Raw genomic sequence first — 25743 nt, 5'->3', positions numbered from 1 at the left:
GATATAGTGGATTACTTCTTAATTGAGCAACCAATTGCCTTGGTCTTTTTCACTACTACTTCCTCTCCTATTAACAATGCGTCTATTGCATTTGCTACATAATGTTCTGTTGCAGCAGAAGCATCTTGATAATTATTATCTATAGCTCCAATATACTTAACTACATTTCCTTTCTCTTGCTTTTGCAATACGAAAACATGAGGTGTTTTAGTAGCTCCATATTGTGGATATATTTTTTGACCATCATCAAATAAATATGGAAAAGTAAAACCTTTTTCTTTTGCTCTTACCTTCATTGCATCAAAACTGTCTGTTGGATAACTTTCTGGATTATTTGGATTAATAGCTATAACTGGGTAACCTTGTTTTATATATTTTTTATCTAGAGCTATTATTCTATCTTCATAAGCAACAGAAAAAGGGCAATGATTACAGGTAAATATTACTATAAAACCTTTCGCAGTATTATAATCTGATAATGAAACCTTCTTATCATTAACATTCATTAAAGAAAAGTCTGTAGCTAAATCTCCAATTTCATAACCTAAAGCTTTTTCTACTTTATTTTTATTTTCTTTATCTACTGCAACTGCTATTTCTTTTTGTTGACTAACTTCTTCTTTATTCTCATTTTTACAAGCTAACAACACAAAACATGCTAACAGACTTAATACTTTTATTTTCATGGTATAAATTGTTTGGTGATTTTTTCTAATTCTGAATAGGTGAATGATTTAGCATAAAACATGCGTCTATTTTTATTATATATTAAAGTAGCTGGTATAGCTCCATCCCAATGTGAATCTATTTTAGGTATCCAGTTGTTTTGATTAGGATCATTTAATAAAATAACTTGAGATTTCAACTTATTCTCTTTCACAAAAGGTTTTAATCTAGTTTCTAATTGTTTGGGCATATCTAAGCTAACTAGTAAAACCTTAACTTTGTCAGAAGCATACTTTTTATTCAATTCTTCAAAAAAAGGAAGTTCTTCTACACAAGGTTTGCACCAAGTAGCCCAAAAATTAACTACATAAGTTGTATCTGAAACCTTATTAAGAAAAGGTTCTAACTCTTCATAATTAACACTTATGATTTCTTGATTTTTAATTGACTTATCTCCTCTGTTCTTACAGGCTATTATTAGTGTTAATAAGATAAAATATTGATAAACTTTCATTTTACTAAGTTAATTAATATTAACAAACTAATAAACTTAAATTCTTGTTAAAAGTTTAATTCAATCTTAAATTAACCATATATTTGTACCTACAACTATTGTATATACATGAGTACTTTAAACCAGTTATTAAAATCAGATGCTAAACTACCTATTGCTAAAGAGGTCGTATTAAGTTTAGTGTTTACTAATAACTACATTACTGATCAGTTAAAGAAATTATTTAAAAATAACGACTTAAGTGGACAGCAATATAATGTGCTTCGTATTTTGAGAGGTCAAAAAGGTATTCCTGTTAATCAACAAACTATTCAAGAAAGAATGGTTCATAAAAACAGTAATACCGGTAGAATTATTGATAAATTAGTTGAAAAAGAATTGGTTAATAGAAAACAATGTCCTGAAAATCGTAGGCAAGTTAAATTAACCATTACCAATAAAGGTCTTAATATATTATTAAATTTAGACCCAAAACTAGATGGTATAGAAAGTAATATTGTAAACAAACTTACTCACAAAGAAGCTACTACTCTATGCTATTTACTAGAAAAATTAAGAACATAAATTAAAACTAAATACTTATAAAATGAAAAACAGAATAACACTTGGTCTAATTGCATTTGTAGCATTTGCATCGTTAGCATTTACTAACTTAGTAACTAAAGAAGTTAAGGTTAAAGAAAGTACCATAAAATGGACTGGGCACAAAGTAACAGGAAGCACACATTACGGAAGTATTAAATTAAAAGAAGGTACTTTAAACTTTGAAGGAGATAAATTAATTGGTGGAATGTTTGTAATGGATATGAACTCTATTCAAACAGAAGATATGGATGCTGAAAAAAATGCATATTTAACAGGACACTTAAAGAATGATGACTTCTTTGGAGTTGAAAAGCACCCAACAGCTACATTAAAAATAACTAATGCTAGGGGCCATAATCATCATTACCATGTATCTGGAGACTTAACCATTAAAGGAATTACTAAAATTGTAAGCTTTGAAATGACAGTGAAAGATAATACTGCCTCAACAAAATTTAAAATAGATAGAACTCAATTTGATATTAAATATGGCTCTGCTAGTTTCTTTGACAACTTAAAAGATAAAGCTATAAGTGATGAGTTTGACTTAGATGTTACTTTAAAGTTTTAACCCACAATAAAACAATAAGTTATAATAACATCTTCTTTACACCCCACTAATCTAGTGGGGTGTATTTTTATGATTATTTATTTGCACATTAAAAATTCTATTTAGATATTTGTAGCCAATAATAAGAACAAATGAATTTAATTTTAAACAATACTTGGTGGTGGAACTCTCGAAAATCAAATTTCGTGAGCTAAATTGCTATTGTATATTTAAAACCAAAATATCAAGGCTTGTCTCTCACGACAAGCCTTTTTTTATGTCAAAAAATGAAAACATTTCAATTACATACCACATCAAAAAAAATACTATCAGATACAATTACACCAGTTAGTATTTATTTAAAAATTAGAGATAAATTCCCTAATAGTCTACTGTTAGAGAGTAGTGACTATCATGCAAATGACAATAGTTTTTCATATATCTGTTTCAATCCTATTGCTAGCATTAAAATAGAGAATGAAATAGTTTCTACTCAGTTTCCAGATGGTTCTTCAAACAGAAAAGACATCACTCCAGAAGTAAATATTCCCCAGGTAATTCATGAATTTGCTGGGTCTTTTAAAGCAGATAAAAGCAACTTAAAGTTTATAAATAATGGTCTATTTGGTTACACCAGTTATGATGCCGTTAGATACTTTGAAGCGGTAAAAATCACTAAAAAAGAAAATGATTTAGTCATACCAGACATGTATTATGCGGTATACCAAAATATAATTGCTATTAATCATTTTAATAATGAAGCTTATTTATTCTCCCATAATTACAAGAGTGAAAACAACATAGCAGAAATAGAGCAATTACTTAAAAATACCACCTATGCACATTACTCATTTAACAAAGACGGTGAGACAACATCTAATTTAACAGACGAAGATTTTAAAAAACAAGTGGCATTAGCTAAACAACACTGTTATAGAGGAGATGTTTTTCAGTTAGTATTATCTAGAAGATTTTCTCAAAAATTTAAAGGAGATGAATTTAATGTTTATAGGGCCTTAAGAAGCATCAATCCTTCACCTTATTTGTTTTATTTTGATTACGGAAATTTCAAAATCTTTGGAAGCTCACCAGAGGCTCAATTAGTAGTAAAAGATAATCATACAGAAATACACCCTATAGCTGGAACTTTTAAAAGAACAGGTAATGACGAAAAAGATGCAGAAGTAGCCAAAGCATTGTTTGCAGACCCTAAAGAAAATGCCGAACATGTAATGCTAGTAGATTTAGCTCGAAACGATTTGAGCAGAAATGGTAGTAATATAAAAGTTACTACCTACAAAGAGCTTCAATTTTTCTCTCATGTAATTCATTTAGTTTCTAAGGTTACTGGTAAAAAACATGCAAATAGTACGACTATGCAAGTAGTTGCAGATACATTTCCTGCTGGCACATTAAGTGGTGCACCAAAACATAAAGCCTTACAATTAATAGAAAAATACGAAAAAACAAATCGAGATTTTTATGGTGGCGCCATTGGTTTCATGGATTTTGATGGTAATTTTAATCATGCAATTATCATTAGAACTTTCTTAAGTAAAAACCATGAGTTGCATTTTCAAGCTGGAGCAGGTATTGTAGCCAAATCGTCAGAAGAAAATGAGACCCAAGAAGTATATAATAAAGTTAGAGCCTTACAAACTGCTTTACAGTTGGCTGAAGAAATATAAAATAGTATGAAAAAGATATTAGTTATAGATAATTACGATAGTTTCACCTACAACCTAGTTCATTATTTAGAAGACTTAGACTGTGATGTTACCGTAAAGAGAAACGATCAACTTTTTATTGATGAAGTTGAAGATTTCGAAAAGATCTTATTATCTCCAGGTCCTGGAATTCCAGATGAAGCCGGATTATTAAAACCTATCATAGAAAAATATGCTTCTAGTAAAAGTATTTTAGGTGTTTGCTTAGGTCAACAAGCTATCGGTGAAGTTTTTGGAGGATCGTTAGAAAACTTAGATGAAGTTTACCATGGCGTGGCAACAAAAGTAAAATTAACCGTTCAAGATGAACAGTTATTTGAAAATCTACCTAGCGAATTTGAAGTAGGTCGTTATCATTCTTGGGTGGTAAAAAGTAACGATTTGCCAGATTGTCTAGAAGTTACCTCAACAGATAAAAACGGACAAATCATGTCGTTAAGACATAAAACATATGATGTAAGAGGTGTGCAATATCATCCAGAATCGGTTTTAACTCCAAATGGAAAACAAATATTAGAGAATTGGATTAACAATTAAAATCATTCAATAACTCTTAAAAACATAAAATGAAACAACTACTAAATAAACTTATTAATCATGAAACCATTGGCTATCAAAATGCTAAAGACATTTTGATAAACATTTCTAATGGGAGTTATAATGAAGCCCAAATAGCTTCTTTTTTAACGGTATTTATGATGCGACCTATAACTTTAGATGAACTAAAAGGATTTAGAGATGCCTTATTAGAACTTTGTATTCCGGTCAATTTATCAGAATTCAACACCATTGATTTATGCGGAACTGGTGGAGATGGAAAAGATACTTTTAACATCTCTACCCTATCTTCTTTTGTAACGGCTGGAGCTGATGTTAAGGTAACCAAACATGGTAATTATGGAGTTTCTTCAGCTTGTGGATCTTCTAATGTAATGGAACACCTTGGGATTAAATTCACCAATGACATCGATTATCTAAAAAAAGCTGTGGATAATGTAGGGATTTGTGTATTACACGCTCCTCTATTCCATCCAGCTATGAAAAATGTAGCCCCCATAAGAAAAGCTTTAGGCATAAAAACATTTTTCAATATGTTGGGTCCAATGGTCAATCCAGCTTTTCCAAAAAATCAATTAGTAGGCGTATTCAACCTAGAACTAGCAAGAATGTATGGTTATTTATATCAGTCAGAAGATAAAAACTACAGCATCTTACACGCTTTAGATGGTTATGATGAAATCTCATTAACTGGCGAAACTAAATTAATTCAAAACAACTCCGAAAAAATGTTGAGTGCAACAGATTTTGGAGTAGAATACCATACTCAAGAAGCTATTTATGGTGGTAACTCTATAAAAGAAGCTGCCTCTATTTTTGTTAACGTACTAGATGGAAAAGGAACCATAGCACAGAACAATGTAGTATGTGCCAATGCAGGCATGGCCATTGCAACCGTAAAAGGTTTAAAGCCAAAAGAAGGGTTTGAATTAGCTAAAGAAAGTTTACTATCTGGAAAAGCTAAAGAAAAATTAACTCAGCTAATAAATTTGAATTAAGATGCATATTCTAGATAGAATCATACAAGATAAAAAGAAAGAGGTTGATCTGAAAAAATCTATTATACCTACTTCTCAGTTAGAACAATCAATCTTATTTACTAAACCTACTATATCATTAGCTGACAACTTAAGAAATAGTAAATCTGGTATTATTGCAGAACACAAAAGACGATCTCCTTCTAAGGCTGTTATCAATCAAAAAGTTTCTGTACAAGATGTAGCTATAAGTTATGAAAACGCTGGTGTATGTGGAATGTCTGTTTTAACAGATGGAAAATATTTTGGAGGCTCTTTAGATGATTTACTTTTAGCTAGAGCTTCTGCTAATATCCCTTTACTTAGAAAAGAGTTTATTATAGACGAATACCAGCTATTAGAAGCCAAGTCTTATGGCGCAGATGTTATCCTTTTGATTGCTACTGTATTAACCAGACAAGAAATAAAACAACTATCTGAGTTTGCAAAAAGTTTACAATTAGATGTATTACTAGAGGTTCATAACCAAGAAGAGTTAGAGAAATCTATTATGCCATCTATAGACATGTTAGGAGTTAACAATCGTAACTTAAAAACTTTTGAAGTCTCTACTCAGATAAGTAAAGACTTAAGCGAGCTAATTCCAAATGATTTTGTTAAGGTTTCTGAAAGTGGTATTAGCTCTATTGAAGCCATTAAAGACTTACAGCAATATGACTACCAAGGTTTTCTTATTGGCGAAAACTTTATGAAAACCGAGAATCCTGGAGAGAGTTGTATCAACTTTGTAAAAGAACTGGAACAATCATGAACAGAAAAGAATCCATATTAAATACTTTTAACAACTGTGCTAAAGAATATGAAGCAAAGCTGATGAACATTGAGCAATATCATAGTGGATTTAATCTGTTCTGTGAAAACATAAATAACCATAACGCTTCACTTCTAGAGGTTGGGTGTGGACCAGGTAATGTAACAAAATATATACTCGACCGGCGTCCTAACTATAACATACTCGGAATTGATATTGCTAAAAACATGATTACACTAGCCAAAAACAATAACCCTTCAGCAGATTTTAAAATCATGAATGCTTTAGATATAGACAAATTAAACCAAAAGTTTAATGGAATTATTAGTGCTTTTTGTTTCCCATATTTATCTAAAGAAGAAGTATTTACATTTATTAAAAAATGTTCGGCGTTATTATTGCCAAATGGTTTACTCTACATTAGTACAATGGAAGATTTATATGCTAATTCCAGATATATAACTTCAAGTTCAGGAAAAAATACAGCTTATCAATATTTTCATGAGAAAGAATATATAAGAGACTATTTGAATCAAAACAGTTTCGAAATATTAAAAATGGTTAATCAAGATTATATTTCTGAAGGTAAAGTCAAAGCTAATGACCTTATTATAATTGCTAAAAAAAGAACAGATGAAGCTTAAAATCTGTGGTATGAAATATCAAGAAAATATCAATCAGGTTACAGAAATAAATCCTGATTTCTTAGGTTTCATTTTCTACGAAAAATCAAGTCGTTTCTTTGATGGAGAAATCCCTAATTTAACTAAAGAGATAAGCAAAGTAGGTGTGTTTGTTAACGCTTCTATTGAATATGTATTAGACAAAGTAAATCACCACCATTTAGATTATATTCAACTACACGGAAATGAAACACCCGAATATTGCAAAAAATTAAAAGCCAAAACTAACTCAAAAACCATTAAAGTTTTTTCTATAAAAGACGAATTTAACTTTACAGTTTTAAGTCAATTCGAAGTAATTTGCGATTACTTTTTATTTGACACGAAAGGAACTTTACCTGGGGGAAATGGATATTCCTTTGATTGGTCAGTTCTGGAGAACTATCCCTCTACCAAACCTTATTTTTTAAGTGGCGGAATTGGTTTAGAAAATGTAACCGATTTACAAGAGTTCTTATCATCTCCTGCTGCTCAATATTGCTATGCTATAGATGTAAATAGCAAGTTTGAAATAGAACCTGGACTTAAAGACACTACTAAATTAACTGAATTTAAAGAACTATTAAAACCGACATCAAATGTCTAATTATCATATTAACGAAAAAGGATTTTACGGTAAGTTTGGAGGAGCATACATACCGGAAATGTTATATCCAAATGTAGAGGAACTAAAACAGTCTTACCTTTCTATTATGCAAGACCCTTCTTTTCAAGAAGAATTTCAGCAACTATTAAAAGATTACGTAGGAAGACCTTCACCTTTATACTTTGCCAAAAGACTTTCAGAAAAGTACAATACTAAAATCTATTTAAAAAGAGAAGACTTAAATCATACTGGTGCACATAAAGTAAATAATACTATTGGTCAGATACTTGTAGCAAAAAAACTAGGTAAAAAAAGAATTATTGCCGAGACAGGTGCTGGTCAACACGGAGTTGCTACTGCTACTGTTTGTGCTTTAATGGGTATTGAGTGTATTGTTTACATGGGTGAAATAGATATTGCTAGACAAGCACCCAATGTTGCTCGAATGAAAATGTTAGGAGCTAAAGTAATTCCTGCTACTTCAGGTAGTAAAACCCTAAAAGATGCTACTAACGAAGCCATTAGAGATTGGATTAATAATCCTGTAGATACTCACTACATAATTGGCTCTGTAGTTGGACCTCATCCTTACCCAGATATGGTTGCCCGTTTTCAATCTATTATATCAGAAGAAATGAAATGGCAATTACAAGAACAAGAAGGGAGAGAGAACCCCGATTATGTTATTGCATGTGTTGGAGGAGGAAGCAATGCCGCTGGTGCTTTTTATCATTTTCTAGACGATACAAGCGTTAATTTAATTGCTGCAGAAGCTGCTGGCAAAGGAGTAAATTCTGGAGAAAGCGCAGCTACATCTGCTTTAGGTAAAGACGGTATTATTCATGGAAGTAGAACATTACTAATGCAAACAAACGATGGGCAAATTATAGAACCTTATTCTATTTCCGCAGGTTTAGATTATCCAGGAGTTGGACCCATGCATGCACATTTATTTGAAAGCGAAAGAGCTGATTTCGTATCTGTCACGGATGATGAAGCAATGGCAGCCGGACTTACCTTATGCCAATTAGAAGGAATTATTCCTGCTATAGAAAGCTCTCACGCTCTAGCGGTATTAGAACAAAGAAAGTTTGACTCAGAAGACATTGTTGTTATTAATTTGTCTGGAAGAGGGGACAAAGATTTAAATACTTACATCAACTATTTTAATTTGTAATGATGAATAGAATTAACCAAAAACTATCAGAAGATAAAAAGCTTCTATCAATATACTTTACAGCTGGCTACCCATCTATTAATGATACAGAAACTGTTTTAAAAAACTTAGAACAATCTGGAGTGGATATGGTAGAAATTGGCTTGCCTTTTTCTGACCCTTTAGCAGATGGCCCTACTATTCAGGAAAGTTCAACTATAGCCTTAAAAAATGGCATGACTACCGAATCACTTTTTGAGCAATTAGAAAACATTAGAGAATCAGTATCTATTCCATTAATCATTATGGGTTACTTTAACCCAATGATACAATACGGTATTGAAGCTTTTTGTAAAAAATGTAGAGAGGTTGGTATTGATGGACTAATTATACCTGATTTACCAGTAGATCAATATTTATCAGAATACAAAGAATTATTTGAGCAATACAATTTAAAAAATATCTTTTTAATTACTCCTCAGACTTCTGATGAACGAATTCGCTTTATAGATACTATATCAGATAGTTTTATTTACATGGTATCATCTGCAAGTACTACAGGTGCAAAATCTGGTTTTGGAAAAGAACAAGAAGCTTATTTTTCTAGAATAGCTAACATGAACTTAAAAAACCCTCAAATAGTTGGTTTTGGTATTTCTAACAATGAAACTTTTACTCAAGCAACTAACAAAGCAAAAGGAGCTATTATTGGCAGTGCTTTTATAAAACATTTAAATAAAAATGGAGTAAATAATATAAAAGCCTTTACAAAAACTATAAGGTAATTATGAACGGTCAAAACAGAAAAGACATTGCAATAGATTCAAAAGTTGCTATCGTTTTAAAAAAAGATCAACTTTCTGGCAATTTAACAGAAGGGATAGTAGTTAAAATATTAACCAAATCGCCTACTCATCCTCACGGTATAAAAGTAATGATAGAAGGTGGCGCTGTAGGAAGGGTTAAAAAAGTTTTTATACATTAGCCGCTCAATAATTGAAAACGTCAACATCTATTCACTATGAAAAAAAGTGACCTGTCACAATTTCTCAGAAAATTCAAATTAATTCATCTAGCAGATAAGACGAGGTTTTATATTGAAAAAAGGAAGAATAAAGCTGAAAATGAGGCGTTCAAAAAAGAGCATCCTTCGTTTAAGTTTCCACCAGATTACTTGATGTATGAATCTTTTCAAATGAGTTATAGAAAATACTATGAGTCTGGAAAAAAAAATGCAGAATGGCTAACAACTCTTTTCTGTAAACACATTGAACTAAAAAATAAAAAAATTCTTGACTGGGGATGTGGACCTGGAAGAATTATTAGACACTTACCAGAAGTTATTAGCAATAATTGCTCTTTTTATGGGACTGATTATAATCAAAAATCAATAAAATGGTGTTCTGAAAACCTATCACGTATCAGTTTTAACCACAATACAATTGATGCTAAATTACCCTATTCAGATAATGAATTCGATGTCATTTATGGTCTATCAATAATTACTCATTTATCCGAAGATAAACATTATGAGTGGTTTCAAGAATTATATCGAATTTTAAAACCAAATGGAATATTACTACTTACAGCTCAGGGCGACAACTTTATTTCAAAATTAACTACTGAGGAACAAGAATCTTATAATAATGGAGAATTAATAGTGAGAGGAAATGTTACTGAGGGGCATAGAGTTTACTCAGCCTTCCACCCAACACCTTTTATGCAAAAACTATTTAAAAATGCAAACATCGTTGATCACATTATTCAAAAACCAATTGACAACTGGATACCTCAGGATATTTGGATTGTTAAAAAAGATTAATTCTCCTTTTCAAAAGCTTCATTGATATAATTAGTTTAGCTTTGCACAAATTTTATACAAATGAGTGATCAAACACACAAAGTAATTACTGTAGATTACAAATTATTTAGAGATACTGCAGAAGGAGAAATGATTGAAACTACAGAAGGAAAGCAACCTTTAGTATTTTTATCTGGTTTAGGACAAATGATTCCTGAGTTTGAAAACAATGTTACTGCTTTAAACGCTGGTGACACTTTTTCTTTCGGTATTAAATCTGAAAACGCTTATGGAACTAGAACCGAAGAAGCTGTTATAGATTTAGCTCAAGATATGTTTATGGAAGATGGTAAATTAGTAGAGCAAGTTGCAGTTGGTAATATGTTACCATTACAAGATCAACACGGGAGAGTGATTCCTGGTAAAGTTCTATCAATAAATGAAACTACTGTTACGGTAGATGTAAACCATCCTTTAGCTGACCAAGATTTACATTTTACTGGTGCTGTGGTAGATGTTAGAGAAGCAACAGCTGAAGAAATTGATCACGGTCACGTTCACGGACCAGGTGGACACGAACACTAAGAACCAAATATTTTTAATATTACAAAGCATCTCTTTTAGAGGTGCTTTATTATTTAATAAGCTCTACATCTATACTTTTCCCCTATCTTTGTTTCGTATTTCTAATATCATTAAACCATTATGAATTTTAAAGAACTCAAACTAAATCGCCCTATTTTAAGAGCTATTGCTGAACAAGGTTATGATACACCTACTTTAGTTCAAGAAAAAGCTATTCCGGTTATATTAGAGAAACACGATTTAATTGCTTCTGCACAAACAGGAACAGGAAAGACTGCAGCTTTTGCTTTACCTATTTTACAGCAATTATTTGATAAACAAGATGCTCCTAAAAAAGGAAAAAAGATACGAGCATTAATTGTGAGCCCAACTAGAGAATTGGCCTTACAAATTGAAGAAAATTTTAAAGTATATAGTACTTATACCAACTTAAGAACAACTGTTGTTTTTGGCGGAGCTTCTATAGAACCTCAAAAAGACATCTTGAGAAAAGGAGTGGATATTTTAGTAGCTACTCCAGGTAGACTGCTAGACTTACACAAACAAGATATAGTTAACCTAGATTATATTGAGACTTTTGTGTTAGATGAAGCCGATTTAATGCTTGATATGGGCTTTATAGATGATGTAAAAAAGATTGAGCGTCTTTGTCCGTCAGAAAAACAAACATTACTCTTCTCTGCTACAATGCCTTATAAAGTAGAGCATTTAGCCAATAGTATATTAACTGATCCTAAAAAGGTGTTTGTTGCTCCAAACTCAGCTACAGCTAAAGGAATTCACGAACTACTTTATTTTGTTCCCAAACCTAAGAAAATCGAACTGTGTTTACATTTATTACGTAATACTATTAAAGGAACAATTGTAATATTTAGACGTACCAAATACGGCGTAGATAAACTAGAAAAAACTTTGTTGAGAAACAACTATAAAGCTGTTAGTATTCACGGTGATAAAAGTCAGAGCGGACGTCAAGAAGCATTAAACAGTTTTAAAAAAGGTGATGCTAATATTTTAATAGCCACAGATGTAGCAGCTCGAGGTATCGATATTGATAGCCTAGATGCAGTTATTAATTTTGACCTACCTAGCAAACCAGAAACTTATGTGCACAGAATAGGTAGAACGGCTAGAGCTGGCAAATCTGGAGGTGCTTATTCTTTTTGTTCTGCAGATGAAAAAGCTTATGTAGTTAGTATTCAAAAACTAATTAATAAACATATAACTGTTGAAGAAGACCACCCCTATCCTTTAGACCCAAAGGCTAAACCAGAAGTTCATAAAAAGAAAGGAAGTAAACACAAAAAAGGACGCAAATCTATTGCTTCTAAAAAGAAAAAGAAACGTTGGTATTAAACTAATTAAAAATGATAAATAAAGTTACTCTAATATTTATTTTATGTTCAATAACTTACTCGTGCAAATCAAACAAAGAAGATAAAGTCCCTGTACAGCATAACCCTTCAAGGCATATAAATCAAGAGATTTTAAACACGAATGCTTATTCATATTATTTGAAAGGAAGATATTTTTTAGAAGCCAATGATTTTGACTCAGCTACTTTTTATCTAAAAAAATCATTGAAATATGAAAAGAACCCAATTACTTACAATGAACTCGGAAGAGTTGAATTATCTAAAAACAATAATTTAGATGCGATAAATTACTTTAAACAAAGTAGAGAAGTCGACCCAACATATTGGATAAATTATATAAATGAATCTCGAGTATTTCTAATACTAAAAAAACACTCAGAAGCAGAAAACATACTAAATAAGTTAATTGAAAGATCAGATTCAGATTATTGGATATCTTATGCAAATTATTATTTAGCGTTAATAAATTACGAACAAGGCAATAATTGCAAAAAAATACAACAACTCATAGAAAAATCTAAAAACATGGAGCTTGACCCTGAAGTAAGCAAACAGTATTTAAAACACAAAAATATAATACTTCAAGATTGTATTTAAAATGAACATCACTTCACTAGTAACCGGAGGAGCAGGATTTATTGGCTCACACGTGGCAAAAGAGTTAATTAAATTAGGCCATAATGTTATCGTATTAGATGATCTATCTGGTGGTAATAAAGACAATGTTCCAACAGAAGCTAATCTTTATGTTGGTTCTATTTGCAATGAAAAATTGATAAATAGCTTGTTTAAAAAATATCTATTTACTTATGTGTATCATTTAGCAGCTTATGCAGCTGAAGGATTAAGTCATTTTATTAGGCGATTCAATTACAACAACAACCTTATTGGTAGTATTAACTTAATTAATGCTTCGGTAAACTATAATGTTAAGTGCTTTGTGTTTACTTCTTCTATTGCGGTATATGGAGAAAACGAATTGCCATTAAAAGAAGAGCAATACCCACAACCAGAAGACCCTTACGGAATTGCTAAATATGCAGTAGAACAAGACCTAAAAAATGCTAAGCAATTATTTGGTTTAGACTCTATTATTTTTAGACCTCATAATGTATATGGCCCTCATCAAAATATTGGCGATAAATACCGTAATGTAGTTGGTATTTTCATGAATCAACTACTACAAAATAAAGCCTTAACCATTTTTGGTGATGGAGAACAAAGCAGAGCATTTACTTATATAGATGATGTTGCTCCGTACATAGCCAACGCTGTCAATATTAAAGAGGCATACAATCAAACCTTTAATATTGGAGATGATACCGTTTATACCGTAAAACAACTAGCCGAAGAAGTTTCAGAATGCTTTAATAGTCAAACAAACATTCAATATTTAGAAAAAAGAGATGAGGTAGAACATGCCTATTCTTGTCATAAAAAATTTGAACAAGTCTTTCAACCTCAACCCTACATAAGCTTAAAAAATGGATTAGAAAAAATGGCTGATTGGGTTAAAGAACACGGTGCAAGAACCAGTAATTCTTTTGAAAATATTGAAATAGAAAAAAACTTACCTCCATCATGGAGAAACTAACAATATAATTTTATGAACCAACAACCACTTGTATCTATTATAATGGCAGTAAAAGATACTGCTCCATATCTTCACGCTTGTATCGATTCTATTATTAATCAGACTTATCAGAACTGGGAATTAATTGCCGTTAACGATCATTCTTCTGATGCGACTCCACAAATATTACAAGAGTATGCAAATAAAGATTCAAGAATTAAGTTTCATAATAGCGATAAACCTAAACTAATTCCTACTCTGCAATATGGTTATCAATTTGTAAAAGGAGAATTACTTAACCGTATGGACTCTGACGATAAAATGCCTGATTACAAAATACAAGTAATGGTAGATGAGTGGTTAAAATACGGTAAAGGAACTGTTATTGCTGGCGGAACAGAACACTTTGTAGACGAGGGAGAAGTTGGTGATGGATTTTTAAAATATGAACGTTGGTTAAACGAGGTTGCAAGAACCAATTCACACTATCAAGAAATATATACGGAATGTGTTATTCCGTCTCATTGTTGGTTATTACATAAAGAAGATTTTGATAATGCTGGCGCTTTTAATCCGTTAATATACCCTGAAGATTACGATTTGTGTTTTCGTTTTTACAGAAACAATTTAAAAGTAGTTGGCTTAGACAAAATTTTACATCATTGGCGAGACCGTTCTAATAGAATTTCTCGTACTTGGGACGAATACAAAGACAACCGTTACTTCGAGTTAAAAGTCCGCTTTTTTTATGAATTAGACCGAGATACAACTAGACCATTAGTACTTTGGGGAGCAGGTAAAAATGGTAAAGACATGGCCAAACATTTACTAACCAACAATGATACCTTTCATTGGGTTTGCGATAATGAAAAGAAAATAGGCAAAGACATTTACGATGTTAGAATGCAACATTATAATGAAGTAAAGAATCTAGATAACCCACAAATTATTGTAGTAACTGCTTCTCCTGATGGCAAAAAAGAAGTTAAAGAGTTATTGAACTCTTGGAACAAACAACCTGTAGAAGATTATTGGTTTTTCTTGTAATCTACAACTTTCACATAAAGCCAACACTATATATTAAGACATTACGTATATTTATTTTTTATATACATATGAAATATACTTTTGTCGCTTTAGGAGCTTTACTTTTATCAAGCTGTTTATCGTCTAACAGCCTGATTAACGAAGAACCGTATTTGTATACACTAGAATCTAAAGAAGGAAAAAAAACTTTCGTCAAAAGTCACAGTACAAATACTTTATCAAAAAATAATTTAGAAAACTTAAAGAAACATTTAACTGATATAAATCCTTCAGATATAGATTTTTCCAAAAAGATAGTTGTAAATTTTATAAACAATAACCCTTCAATAAGTATAAAAAACTATCAAGTTCCATGGGATATATTCTATGGGAATATGCAAAAAAAGTTAAATTCTATTGAGCCCTGTAACCATTTTTGGATTATAAATAAAGATGTCACAGATTTATATTATTACCACGGAAATAAAATAAACTGGATTATAGACAAACAAAACATAATTAAAAAATTATTCTTCAATTATGATAAACTTAATGGTGGTTTTTTAATATTAAAACCAAATGGAGAATATTTTATAAAAAAAGGAGAATACACAAAGTCAGATGTACTGGATATAATGAGAAGTTTTTAATTTTACCTTTGTCTACACCTTTTACAACACTCCTATTTAAACTATCTTTACCCTCTATTTAAATGCTTAAAATTATGCAAGACAACAATATCCTAAACTATATTAAAAATGTATTAGATAATATGCCATCAGACTGGCTAAATCTAACTACACATCGTTTAGATATTTATAATGAATCCCTAGCTAAAACTGAGTTTTTAGATGAATTCATAAACCTATATAAAAGCAATAATTCAGATGCAGAAAAGTTAAAAGAACTACCAACTGCTTACGATTATATTAGGCTAGGTCACCCTTTATCTTGTGTATTAGAATGGGCAATTGCTACAAATTACAACTTAGACGCAAAACATGTAATTAGTTTTTCGTCTAGCGTTACTCCAATACTAGCAGTATTAAGAAAGAATTTATTAGCTAATGAAGAAACTCGTATTGTCTATGCCAATAAGTTACCAGATTCTTTTAACACAGAACTAATTAAAACCGTATACGGATATTCTTTCAACCTAGTTAAACTAAATAATTTATCTGAATTAGACAGTTTTAATGGCAGTACTATTTTAGTAAGTCAACCTGAAAACATTTATGAGTTTGATATAATTCCACAAGTAGATTTTTACATCAACACACACAATGATTACGGTAGTATTTTATTAGCTACCCAAAATCAAAGCAATTATATTTCAGAAATTCAGCATGTAAGAAGACGAGAGACTATTGCTATGACTCCTATTAATTGTTTAGCCGTTTTAAACAAGTTGGTTGGGAATGATTTTTCAGAAAATTCAGTAAAAAACAGAGCTAACAATAAAGCTAGTGTTTTAGATACCATTCAATCAATTACTAATTCTAAGGCAAAAGCAGTAGTAGGTTCTAGCGGTTTATCTATTCAGTACGCTATTATGATGGGGTTAGTAGATCACGCTTTAGAAAATTATAAAGGAAAAGATATTCGTTTTATTGTTCCTCCAAATTGCTATGGTGGAACTAACGATCAGGCTAGAAGAGTTGCAGCATGTAGTGATTTAATTGAAGTAATGGACTTACCAGTTGATGGTGACCAAAATATGGTTGACAGTATTGATGTAGTTTTAAAACAAATAGCACAGGAAGATGCTGTTCCTTATATTATTGCAGAAATACCTACCAACCCTAGAGTTGAAGTTCCAGATCTAATCCAACTAAAAGAAGTATTAAGTAAAGAACGATTCACTAGTACCGAAGAAAAAGCTATTGCTCCAGTTTTTATATTAGATCAAACTTTTTGTCCGAATGTTCACTTTTTAGGCAATAACGACATATTAACTCAAGTACAAACCATTGCTTATGTAAGTGGTTCTAAATTCCCTAGTGGAGGAAAATGTACAGCTGGTTTCTCTATAGCAAACCAAAAAGCAGCACATTTAATGGATAAAATAGAAAACCATTTAGTATTGTGCGATAATGAAGCTACTAGCTTACAATATGAAATATTAGCAGAGCAATTACCATCTATGAATGAGCGAATTCAAAGTGCTTATGTAAATACGCGTGAGTTTGTAACTTATATTGAAGAAACTTTACCCAATGCAAAAATCAATTTTGTATCAGAAGAATTAGCAGAGCAAGGCTTTACTCCATCAGTTTTTTCTCTTGATTTACCAACTAAAGGGAATTCCGAAGAGGAGAGAGAAACTTACAAAAGAGCTTTAAACTTAAAACTAATTAATTTAATGATTAGTAAAATCCCACAAGAAAGTAAGTATTGTGTGAGTTACGGACAATTAAAAGGATGCTATTGGACTATTCCTGCTACCTCAACACAAGGAACTACTAAAGAAGGAGATAAAGATTATATTGCACGTGTAGCATTATCTGGCAACATGGATTTAGAGTTACATAAAAATGTTTTTAAGGAGTTTGTTGATAGTATTTAAGTCAATTTATAACTCTTATACTCAGCAACAATTAATGTATCTTTGTTAGATCAATGTAAAGTACGATTTTGAAAGACCTATTACTCATTACTCCACCTTTTACTCAATTAAATACACCTTATCCGGCTACCGCCTATCTAAAAGGTTTTTTAAACACAAAAGGAATATCATCCTACCAGATGGATTTGGGTATAGAAGTAATTCTTGACTTATTCTCTCAAAATACTTTTACATCTTTATTCGATTTTGCCTATGAGAATGACACTATTGTTAGTGAAAACTGTCAACGTATATATGCGTTAAAAGAGGCTTATCTACAACCTTTAGACGATGTTATAGCTTTTTTACAAGGCAAAAAATCAACTTTAGCTAGACAAATCTGTACAGATAATTTTTTACCAAGAGCTTCTCGTTTTAATCAGTTAGACAATTTAGATTGGGCTTTTGGTAATATGGGAATGCAAGATAAAGCAAAGCATATAGCTACTTTATACCTTGAAGACTTATCAGATTTTATAATAGAATGTATTGATGAAAATTTTGGATTTAGCAGATATGCAGAACGATTAGGGCAAAGTGCGAATTCATTTGATGAATTATACCAACACCTACAAGAACCGAATACTCTAATAGATGAACTTACTTTAGAAATTTTAGAAGAGCGTTTGAATACTGTAAGTCCTAAACTTGTTTGTTTTTCGGTTCCTTTTCCAGGAAATTTATACAGTGCCTTTAGGTGTGCTCAATTTATAAAAGAATATTACCCGAATATTAAAGTTGCTATGGGAGGTGGCTTTCCTAATACAGAACTAAGGTCTTTAACAGATATTCGTGTTTTTGAATTCTTTGATTTTATTACTCTAGATGACGGTGAATTACCCGTAGAATTGTTATACAAATCCATCACCTCTCCAAACAAAGAAAACACCACTTATAAAAGAACTTTTTTGTTAGAGAATAAAGAAGTAACATACAAAAACGATACTACTCAGCCAGATTATAAGCAAAGTGAGGTTGGCACTCCCAATTATTCAGACTTACTATTAGACCAATACATTTCTGTTATAGAAATTGCTAACCCAATGCATAGTTTATGGAGCGATGGTCATTGGAACAAGCTTACAATGGCTCATGGTTGTTACTGGGGAAAATGTACCTTTTGTGATATATCTTTAGATTATATTAAAATTTACGAGCCTATAGCGGCTAAGACTTTAGTTGATAGAATGGAAGAGCTTATTGCTCAAACAGGAGAAAATGGATTTCACTTTGTAGATGAAGCTGCCCCTCCTGCTTTAATGAAAGCCTTAGCATTAGAGATACTAAAACGTAAATTAACTGTTACTTGGTGGACTAATATTCGTTTTGAAAAAAACTTTACAAAAGACCTATGCATTTTACTCAAGGCTTCAGGTTGCATTGCTGTTTCAGGTGGTTTAGAAGTAGCTTCAGATAGACTTTTAAAGCTCATTGATAAGGGAGTAACCGTAAAACAAGTAGCTCAAGTAACTAGAAATTTTACTGAAGCTAACATAATGGTACATTCGTATTTAATGTATGGCTACCCAACACAAACAGAGCAAGAAACAATTGATAGTTTAGAAATGGTCAAGCAACTATTTGAAGTTGGTGTTTTACAATCTGGTTTTTGGCACCAGTTTGCCTTAACCACACATAGTCCAATTGGGGAAGCTCCGTCTGACTATGGAATTACTCCAAACTACAAAGACATAACATTTGCAAACAATGATATCGATTTTACAGACCATACAGGTATAGATCATAACAAGTTTAGTTATGGGCTAAAAAAATCGCTTTTCAATTTTATGCATGGTGTTGGGTTTGATTTCGACTTACAAGACTGGTTCGACTTTACAATTCCTGATACACAAATACATCCCGATTTTATTTACAACTGCTTAACTACAGAACCTAATTTTAAAGTAAAACCAACAGCTAAAATTGTTTGGTTAGGAAACGATCCTTTTGTTGAAGAGTTTACAAAAACCAAAAAAGGAACTACTTGGTATTCGTTACAATTAACTTTTCACAACAACACCGATAGTTTTTCAATTACTACAGATAAAGAAAAAGGAGAATGGTTATTAGGCAAACTAGAGGAACTCTTACCTACTCAAAACAAATCAGTTTCTTTTAACCAATTAAAAGCAGATTTTGAAACATATTTTGATGATTTTGATTTGTTTTGGTTTTCTAAACCTATTCAAACATTAAAAGAAAATGGATTGTTGACTTTATAATTTTATTTATTCATAATATGAAAGCCGTTAGCGTAAAAGAAATTAAAACAGCTTTATCTCATCATTCTCAAGATGAGCTTATAAAAATATGCTTACAGCTTTCTAAGTTTAAAAAAGAAAACAAAGAGTTACTTACTTATTTGCTATTCGAATCTGAGAATGAAGAACTTTTTATTGAGAGTGTTAAAAAAGAAATTGACGAACAGTTTGAAAACGTAAACACCAAAACCTATTACTTTATAAAAAAGAGTGTTCGTAAAATATTAAAAATACTTAAAAAGTATATACGTTATTCTAAACAAATAGAAACAGAAGTCACTTTACTTATTTATTTCTGTCAAAAACTACAAAGTTTTAATCCCAGTATTCAAAAAAACACTGTATTACTTAACATCTACAACAGAGAATTAACTACCATAAAAAAGAAAGTATTGTTACTTCATGAGGATTTGCAATATGATTATGGCTTAGAGATAAAAAAACTTGAAACAACATAACTATCTTTCTCTAAAACAACTTTTATTAGTTTGATTTTTTCATGGAACCCTGTAACATTTTTCGCTTTAAAAAGTCTTAATAATAAAAACGAATTTGAGGCTTACGAATACAATGTTCTTAGGAACTACTACAGATAAATATTATATAGATAATTGTTCTATTTCGATTGTTAATTACACTAAACCTGTATCTGAAGACTGGCACTCACATGAGGATATACACTTATCGTTAATTTTACAAGGTGGTAATTTAGAATCTAGAAAGAATAAAGATGTACAAGTTACTCCTGGAAAAATAATATCATACCATCAGGGAGAAAAACATCGAAATAGATTTACCGAATTTCCGTCTAAAAACTTGAATTTAGAGTTCAATAATGATTTTTTTACCCAAAACGAACTATCTGTAACTTCTCCTAACTTAACAGGAACAAAACAAATTGAACATTATTTAAGTTTAGTTAAAATTTATCAAGAGCTACATATTAATGACCTTTACACAAATGATTCTATTCTACTATCTTTAAAATCATTATTCACCAACAATAATATTTCAAAGTATCAACCCAATTGGGTTCCTACACTTAAAGAAATTATTGAGGATAGATGGGATGAATTTATACCACTAGATGAGTTAGCTCTTAACTTAAATGTTCACCCAGTTACTATTTCTAAATATTTTAAAAAATACTACAATTGTTCTTTAGGTGACTATATGAGAAAGATAAAAGTTCAAAAGGCTATTGATTTATTACTACACACTAAAATGCCCATAACAGAAATAGCATATGCTTGTGGGTTTTCTGATAATAGCCATATGACTCGTATTTTTAAATTATATGTTGGTTTTATTCCTAAAGAAATTAGGTTAGTATAATTTTTAAATGGCTAATTTCATTCTATTTTAAAAAAAAGAATAGATATAACTTGCACTTAAATTATCAATCAAAATAAAAACAATTTAAGTATGCAAAAAATCATTTTTAATTCAAACAAAAAAGTTCGCCCGCTATGGCGTTTAATATTATTTATAGCTATTACATTTTTAATTAATATTCCTTTACAACTAGGTCTACAAAAAATTTTAGATCAGAGTCTTATTAGAGGCTGTATCTCTGGCTCTATTTATTTATTTTCTGTTCTAACTAGCTTATACATTCAAATAAAGTATTTAGACAAATCATCTTTTAAAAAATACGGTTTAAAAATTAACAGGGTATGGCTTAAAGAATTTTTTATTGGCTTCGGTATTGCTATTATTCAATTATCATTGTTTGTTACAATTCTATATTTCACCGGTAATTTAAATGTCACTGATTTTTTTACAACTAGCTCAACAGATTATTCATTTATAGAAGGCTTTTTTTCTGAGCTATTTGGTCTAATAATAGGCAGTACTGTTGAAGAGATTTTCTTTAGAGCTTTTCTTTTTTACATTGCTTATGAAGCTTTAAAAATCATCAAAAAAGACGCTGCAAAAAGAGCTTTTATTATTTTAATAGTTATTGCTCCTCTTTTTGGAATTGCTCATATAAACAACGAAGGAGCTACAATAATATCTACTGTAAATTTGGGCTTAGATGCTATTATGATGTGTCTTCCTTTTTTAATTACAGGTAGATTAGGAATGTCTATAGGAATGCATCTTTCCTGGAACTTATTTCAAGGAGCTATATTTGGATTTGCTATAAGTGGTAATATTGCTAAAGCCAGCTTTTTAAGTGTTAGTACCCCTGACAATCTTTTAACTGGCGGCTCTTTTGGAGCAGAAGGTAGCATTTTGTTTATACTATTAGATATTGTTGCTGTATTAATGATATTATATTGGAAAAAAAGAAATCACTTTGATAACTTGGTTAACCCATATATTATAAAAAATGATCTTGCATAAATACCCACAAAATTAAATAAAGCCTTTATTTTTATTATCTGTTTCGAGATTTGCATAATACTTTTCTCGAAACAGTACAATTATTTACAGCCTATTTCTTTGTCTTAGATAACCATTCCAAATAAAGCTCCTCTACTTTCTTTCTTGCCCAAGGTGTTCTTCTTAAAAACTTTAAGCTAGATTTAATAGATGGATCGTAATTAAAACATCTTATATCAATTTTATACCCAAGATGTTCCCAACCATAATAATCAACAAGATCTTCTAAAATTTGAACTAACTTAACTCCATGTAATGGATTGTTTGGTTGCTGATTCATAAATAATTACTTAGAAGATGGATTATTATTTCTTGAATCACCATTCTTTCTATTATTACGCTTAGGTCTTCTCTTGTAATTATTGCTTTTATTGGAAGGTTTAGAAGAGTTTTTACGTCTTTGCTGCTGTTGCTTTGGAGTTGGTTTAGATCTTTCTAAACTTTCTGTTACCTCATAGCCTTCTAAAATTTCTGTTTTCATTTTCTGGCCAAGTAACTTTTCTATACCTCGCAAATAATCACGTTCTTCTGCAGAAACTAAAGACAATGCTTCTCCGCTAGCACCTGCTCTACCTGTTCTTCCTATTCTGTGAACATAATCTTCCGGAACGTTAGGCAATTCGTAGTTAATTACATGTGGCAATAATGGTATATCCAATCCACGAGCAGCGATATCTGTAGCTACTAACACACGAACCTTATTCGATTTAAATTCTTTTAATGCTTTGGTTCTAGCATTCTGACTTTTATTACCATGAATAGCAGCCGCTGTAATTCCTTTTTTAACTAATTTCTGAGTCAATCTATTAGCACCATGTTTGGTTCTTGTAAATATTAGTACTTGCTTCCATTTTCCATCAGAAATCAATTGAGTAACCAAGGCTGTTTTTTTAGCCTTATCTACTCTATAAGCCTTCTGAACAACCATTTCTGCAGTAGAATTTTCAGGAGTTGCCTCAACTAATACTGGCTCTTGTAAAATACCGCTAGCTAATGCTTTTATTTCTTTAGAAAAAGTAGCCGAAAACAACAAGTTCTGTCGCTTATCAGGCATTAGACTCATTATCTTATCAAGATCCCTTTTAAAACCCATATCTAGCATTCTATCTGCTTCATCTAAAACCAATATCTCTATTCTGGCTAAAGACAAGGCTTTTTGGCTATGTAAATCTATTAATCTCCCTGGAGTAGCAATTAAAATATCTACTCCACTGCGTAAAGTAGCTATTTGTGGTTTAGCCTTTACGCCACCAAAAATAACAGCAGAACGAATATCTACATATTCACTATAAGCTCTAACATTATCATATATCTGGGCAGCTAACTCTCTTGTAGGTGTTAATACCAAAGCACGAATAGGCCTTCTTTTCCATTTGCTATGAGAAGTTAAAATCTCTAACATTGGTAATGTAAAACCTGCTGTTTTACCTGTTCCTGTTTGAGCAGAAGCTAAAATATCTTTTCTTTCTAAAACAACCGGAATGGCTTTTTCTTGTATAGGAGATGGATTGGTGTATCCTTTTTTAGCAATAGCTTTTAATAAAGGATCTGACAACCCTAGTGACTTAAATGACATATAAATTGTTTAGTTGAAATGACAATTTATAGATATCATTCCTTATCTGTGGCAAAGATACAGTTAATTAGTTGAGTAATGAGTTTATATATCATTATCTTTAATACATGATAAAACTCTTTACTGCTCAACAAATTAAAGAATGGGACAACTATACCATTCTTAACGAACCCATTTCTTCTCTTGATTTAATGGAAAGAGCTTCTTTTACTTTTGTAGAGTGGTACCAAAAACATCATAAACACGACAAAACAATATATATATTTTGTGGACCAGGAAATAATGGTGGAGATGGTTTTGCTATTAGTAGGCTTTTACTAGAAAAAGGATATCAAGTTAGGCCCTTTCTGATTAGCAAGAGTTTAAAAAAGCTTTCTATTGACTGTAAAATTAACTATAAAAAAATAAAGCATCACATACAGATAATTGATGACTTAGAAAGCATAGAATCTTTAACAATTCTTGAGAACAGTATTATTATTGATGCGCTGTTTGGGATTGGTTTATCAAGGCCTTTAGAAGGTATTTATAAATTATTGGTTAATCAACTTAACTTAACAAGTAATTATAAAATATCGGTTGACATCCCATCAGGAATGTATTGTGATCGATTAAACAACATAAATGATCGTATATTTAAAACTAACAAGATTATCAGTTTTCAAACACCAAAAAGGGCGTTCTTTTTAAAAGAAAATAATATTTACTATTCTTCTTACACTGTTTTAGACATTGGTCTTTCTAAAGAGTTTTATGAACTTACCAAAAGTGAATGGCACCTAAATGAACAAAATCTAGTCCAAAAAAGACATCTATAGTATAATTAACTTTTATCATTCTCTTTATATCTATCTATAAAAACTGATGGAGTAACACCTACTTTCTTTTTAAACAATCTTGTAAAATACGATGGATCGTTATACCCTAACTCAAAAGCTATTTGTTGAATACTCATTTCACCATGAGTTAATAACCTTTTAGCTTCTAATAAAACTCTTTGATGAATTAAATCACTTGTTGATATATTCAAGGTATTAAAAACGACCCTATTTAAATGTTTTGTACTAACATGTAATGCTTTAGCATAACTACTTGGACTTTTATCTACTAAAAACTTTTCATTAATCAAGACCTCTAGTTTTCTAAACAAAATCACTTGAGAAGGAACTTTACCTACCTCAGTAGTATTATCTATTTTATACGCTCTAGTTGCATCTATATAAAGTAAGTCCACTAATAAACCTAGTTTACGATATTTCATTAAGTTATTCTGTTTATACTCCTGATAAATAGAATTAAAACGCTCTTTAAACTCAAGTATTAAATCTTTCTCTAACTGAATATAAGGTGAATTATATGATGAATAAAACACAGGATATTCATCTATGTTTTTGTTAGGAAAAAGTAAATTATAAAACTCCTTCGAATGAAAAAAAATAAACCCTTCAGCTTCTTCAGAAAATTCCCAATGATGAGTTTGCCCTGGTTTTAATAAAAACAACGCTCCCCTTTTTATTGGATAAGAATTAAAATCAACTTCATGTACACCTTTACCTTTTAAAAAAAGTACTATTAAATAAAAATTATGTTTGTGAGGTTTGGTGATAGATGAATGGTGCTTTTTTAAATGTGTAGAAAATATATTTGCGTAAAAATCATCTCTTTTAATGCTTTTAGAAAACTCTTTTATATGCAGTACTGGCAACAAACTCATATAACAATATTACAACAAAAGCGTG

The 25743-nt window shown here is 30.9% G+C and carries 29 protein-coding genes; 24 read left to right on the top strand and 5 right to left on the bottom strand.

Features of this window, described 5'->3' with window-relative positions:
• Positions 1-11: 11 nt before the first annotated feature.
• Both ACFQ1O_RS13410 and ACFQ1O_RS13405 read right to left on the bottom strand, forming a co-directional pair.
• Positions 12-686 (bottom strand): thioredoxin family protein, encoded by a 675-nt coding sequence (locus ACFQ1O_RS13410; RefSeq protein ID WP_377716730.1) that lies wholly within the window; start codon positions 684-686, stop codon positions 12-14.
• Positions 683-1180, bottom strand: coding sequence for a TlpA disulfide reductase family protein (locus tag ACFQ1O_RS13405; protein ID WP_377716728.1), 498 nt, complete (start codon positions 1178-1180; stop codon positions 683-685). Before ACFQ1O_RS13405 ends, ACFQ1O_RS13410 begins: the two co-directional genes overlap by 4 nt.
• A gap of 108 nt (positions 1181-1288) precedes the next feature.
• Between ACFQ1O_RS13405 and ACFQ1O_RS13400 the strand changes: the two genes are divergently transcribed.
• From ACFQ1O_RS13400 to ACFQ1O_RS13290, 23 genes are all read left to right on the top strand, one after another.
• The gene (locus ACFQ1O_RS13400) at positions 1289-1744 is read left to right on the top strand and encodes a MarR family winged helix-turn-helix transcriptional regulator (RefSeq protein WP_377716726.1); all 456 of its coding nucleotides are present in this window, start codon (positions 1289-1291) and stop codon (positions 1742-1744) included.
• Between the two features lie 22 nt (positions 1745-1766).
• Positions 1767-2336, top strand: coding sequence for a YceI family protein (locus ACFQ1O_RS13395; protein WP_377716724.1), 570 nt, complete (start codon positions 1767-1769; stop codon positions 2334-2336).
• Positions 2337-2602: 266 nt separating this feature from the next.
• Positions 2603-4003 carry an anthranilate synthase component I family protein gene (locus ACFQ1O_RS13390; RefSeq protein WP_377716721.1) on the top strand — a complete coding sequence of 467 codons (1401 nt, stop codon included), beginning with the start codon at positions 2603-2605 and terminating at the stop codon, positions 4001-4003.
• Positions 4004-4009: 6 nt separating this feature from the next.
• Positions 4010-4579 (top strand): anthranilate synthase component II, encoded by a 570-nt coding sequence (locus ACFQ1O_RS13385; RefSeq protein WP_377716718.1) that lies wholly within the window; start codon positions 4010-4012, stop codon positions 4577-4579.
• A gap of 29 nt (positions 4580-4608) precedes the next feature.
• A complete protein-coding gene (trpD, locus tag ACFQ1O_RS13380; RefSeq protein WP_377716716.1) occupies positions 4609-5598 on the top strand; it encodes an anthranilate phosphoribosyltransferase in 990 nt (329 codons plus the stop codon).
• A gap of 1 nt (position 5599) precedes the next feature.
• Complete coding sequence (trpC, locus tag ACFQ1O_RS13375) at positions 5600-6388, top strand: indole-3-glycerol phosphate synthase TrpC (protein WP_377716714.1); 789 nt, start codon at positions 5600-5602, stop codon at positions 6386-6388.
• Positions 6385-7032 carry a class I SAM-dependent DNA methyltransferase gene (locus ACFQ1O_RS13370; protein ID WP_377716712.1) on the top strand — a complete coding sequence of 216 codons (648 nt, stop codon included), beginning with the start codon at positions 6385-6387 and terminating at the stop codon, positions 7030-7032. Before trpC ends, ACFQ1O_RS13370 begins: the two co-directional genes overlap by 4 nt.
• A complete protein-coding gene (locus ACFQ1O_RS13365; protein WP_377716710.1) occupies positions 7022-7657 on the top strand; it encodes a phosphoribosylanthranilate isomerase in 636 nt (211 codons plus the stop codon). The genes ACFQ1O_RS13370 and ACFQ1O_RS13365 overlap by 11 nt, the downstream gene beginning before the upstream one ends.
• Positions 7650-8834 carry a tryptophan synthase subunit beta gene (trpB, locus tag ACFQ1O_RS13360; protein ID WP_377716708.1) on the top strand — a complete coding sequence of 395 codons (1185 nt, stop codon included), beginning with the start codon at positions 7650-7652 and terminating at the stop codon, positions 8832-8834. Before ACFQ1O_RS13365 ends, trpB begins: the two co-directional genes overlap by 8 nt.
• 2 nt (positions 8835-8836) lie before the next feature.
• On the top strand, positions 8837-9598 hold the full coding sequence (gene trpA, locus ACFQ1O_RS13355; protein ID WP_377716890.1) for a tryptophan synthase subunit alpha: 762 nt from the start codon (positions 8837-8839) through the stop codon (positions 9596-9598).
• 2 nt (positions 9599-9600) lie between these two features.
• The gene (locus tag ACFQ1O_RS13350; RefSeq protein ID WP_377716706.1) at positions 9601-9798 is read left to right on the top strand and encodes a YwbE family protein; all 198 of its coding nucleotides are present in this window, start codon (positions 9601-9603) and stop codon (positions 9796-9798) included.
• Between the two features lie 36 nt (positions 9799-9834).
• Positions 9835-10635, top strand: a complete 801-nt coding sequence (locus ACFQ1O_RS13345; protein WP_377716704.1) for a class I SAM-dependent methyltransferase — start codon at positions 9835-9837, stop codon at positions 10633-10635.
• Positions 10636-10695: 60 nt separating this feature from the next.
• On the top strand, positions 10696-11199 hold the full coding sequence (locus ACFQ1O_RS13340) for an FKBP-type peptidyl-prolyl cis-trans isomerase (protein ID WP_377716701.1): 504 nt from the start codon (positions 10696-10698) through the stop codon (positions 11197-11199).
• Between the two features lie 120 nt (positions 11200-11319).
• On the top strand, positions 11320-12555 hold the full coding sequence (locus ACFQ1O_RS13335) for a DEAD/DEAH box helicase (protein WP_377716699.1): 1236 nt from the start codon (positions 11320-11322) through the stop codon (positions 12553-12555).
• An 11-nt stretch (positions 12556-12566) separates the two neighbouring features.
• Complete coding sequence (locus ACFQ1O_RS13330; RefSeq protein WP_377716697.1) at positions 12567-13172, top strand: tetratricopeptide repeat protein; 606 nt, start codon at positions 12567-12569, stop codon at positions 13170-13172.
• 1 nt (position 13173) lies between these two features.
• Positions 13174-14169 carry an NAD-dependent epimerase/dehydratase family protein gene (locus tag ACFQ1O_RS13325; RefSeq protein WP_377716695.1) on the top strand — a complete coding sequence of 332 codons (996 nt, stop codon included), beginning with the start codon at positions 13174-13176 and terminating at the stop codon, positions 14167-14169.
• A gap of 12 nt (positions 14170-14181) precedes the next feature.
• Positions 14182-15195 (top strand): glycosyltransferase family 2 protein, encoded by a 1014-nt coding sequence (locus tag ACFQ1O_RS13320; protein ID WP_377716693.1) that lies wholly within the window; start codon positions 14182-14184, stop codon positions 15193-15195.
• Between the two features lie 68 nt (positions 15196-15263).
• Positions 15264-15824, top strand: coding sequence for a hypothetical protein (locus tag ACFQ1O_RS13315; RefSeq protein WP_377716691.1), 561 nt, complete (start codon positions 15264-15266; stop codon positions 15822-15824).
• 74 nt (positions 15825-15898) lie between these two features.
• Positions 15899-17740 carry a cystathionine beta-synthase gene (locus ACFQ1O_RS13310; RefSeq protein ID WP_377716689.1) on the top strand — a complete coding sequence of 614 codons (1842 nt, stop codon included), beginning with the start codon at positions 15899-15901 and terminating at the stop codon, positions 17738-17740.
• A gap of 68 nt (positions 17741-17808) precedes the next feature.
• Positions 17809-20001 (top strand): B12-binding domain-containing radical SAM protein, encoded by a 2193-nt coding sequence (locus ACFQ1O_RS13305; protein ID WP_377716687.1) that lies wholly within the window; start codon positions 17809-17811, stop codon positions 19999-20001.
• Between the two features lie 17 nt (positions 20002-20018).
• Positions 20019-20498 (top strand): hypothetical protein, encoded by a 480-nt coding sequence (locus tag ACFQ1O_RS13300; protein ID WP_377716685.1) that lies wholly within the window; start codon positions 20019-20021, stop codon positions 20496-20498.
• 112 nt (positions 20499-20610) lie between these two features.
• Positions 20611-21375, top strand: a complete 765-nt coding sequence (locus ACFQ1O_RS13295) for an AraC family transcriptional regulator (protein ID WP_377716683.1) — start codon at positions 20611-20613, stop codon at positions 21373-21375.
• Positions 21376-21465: 90 nt separating this feature from the next.
• Complete coding sequence (locus ACFQ1O_RS13290; protein ID WP_377716681.1) at positions 21466-22389, top strand: CPBP family intramembrane glutamic endopeptidase; 924 nt, start codon at positions 21466-21468, stop codon at positions 22387-22389.
• A 91-nt stretch (positions 22390-22480) separates the two neighbouring features.
• On the opposite strand, the gene ACFQ1O_RS13285 is transcribed toward ACFQ1O_RS13290, so the two are convergent.
• Both ACFQ1O_RS13285 and ACFQ1O_RS13280 read right to left on the bottom strand, forming a co-directional pair.
• Positions 22481-22708: a VF530 family protein gene (locus tag ACFQ1O_RS13285; protein WP_377716679.1), complete on the bottom strand. Its 228-nt coding sequence runs from the start codon at positions 22706-22708 to the stop codon at positions 22481-22483.
• A 6-nt stretch (positions 22709-22714) separates the two neighbouring features.
• Positions 22715-24004: a DEAD/DEAH box helicase gene (locus tag ACFQ1O_RS13280; protein WP_377716677.1), complete on the bottom strand. Its 1290-nt coding sequence runs from the start codon at positions 24002-24004 to the stop codon at positions 22715-22717.
• 107 nt (positions 24005-24111) lie between these two features.
• Between ACFQ1O_RS13280 and ACFQ1O_RS13275 the strand changes: the two genes are divergently transcribed.
• Entirely contained in the window at positions 24112-24822 is a 711-nt protein-coding gene (locus ACFQ1O_RS13275) for an NAD(P)H-hydrate epimerase (protein ID WP_377716675.1), read from the top strand.
• Between the two features lie 5 nt (positions 24823-24827).
• Here the strand turns inward: ACFQ1O_RS13275 and ACFQ1O_RS13270 are convergent, their stop codons facing one another.
• Positions 24828-25718, bottom strand: a complete 891-nt coding sequence (locus ACFQ1O_RS13270) for an AraC family transcriptional regulator (protein ID WP_377716673.1) — start codon at positions 25716-25718, stop codon at positions 24828-24830.
• Positions 25719-25743: the final 25 nt, after the last annotated feature.

Source organism: Pseudofulvibacter geojedonensis, from assembly GCF_042675745.1.
GTDB classification, from domain to species: Bacteria; Bacteroidota; Bacteroidia; order Flavobacteriales; family Flavobacteriaceae; genus Pseudofulvibacter; species Pseudofulvibacter geojedonensis.
Note: the sequence above shows the minus strand (reverse complement) of the source record. Positions and strands in the feature narration are given on the sequence as shown.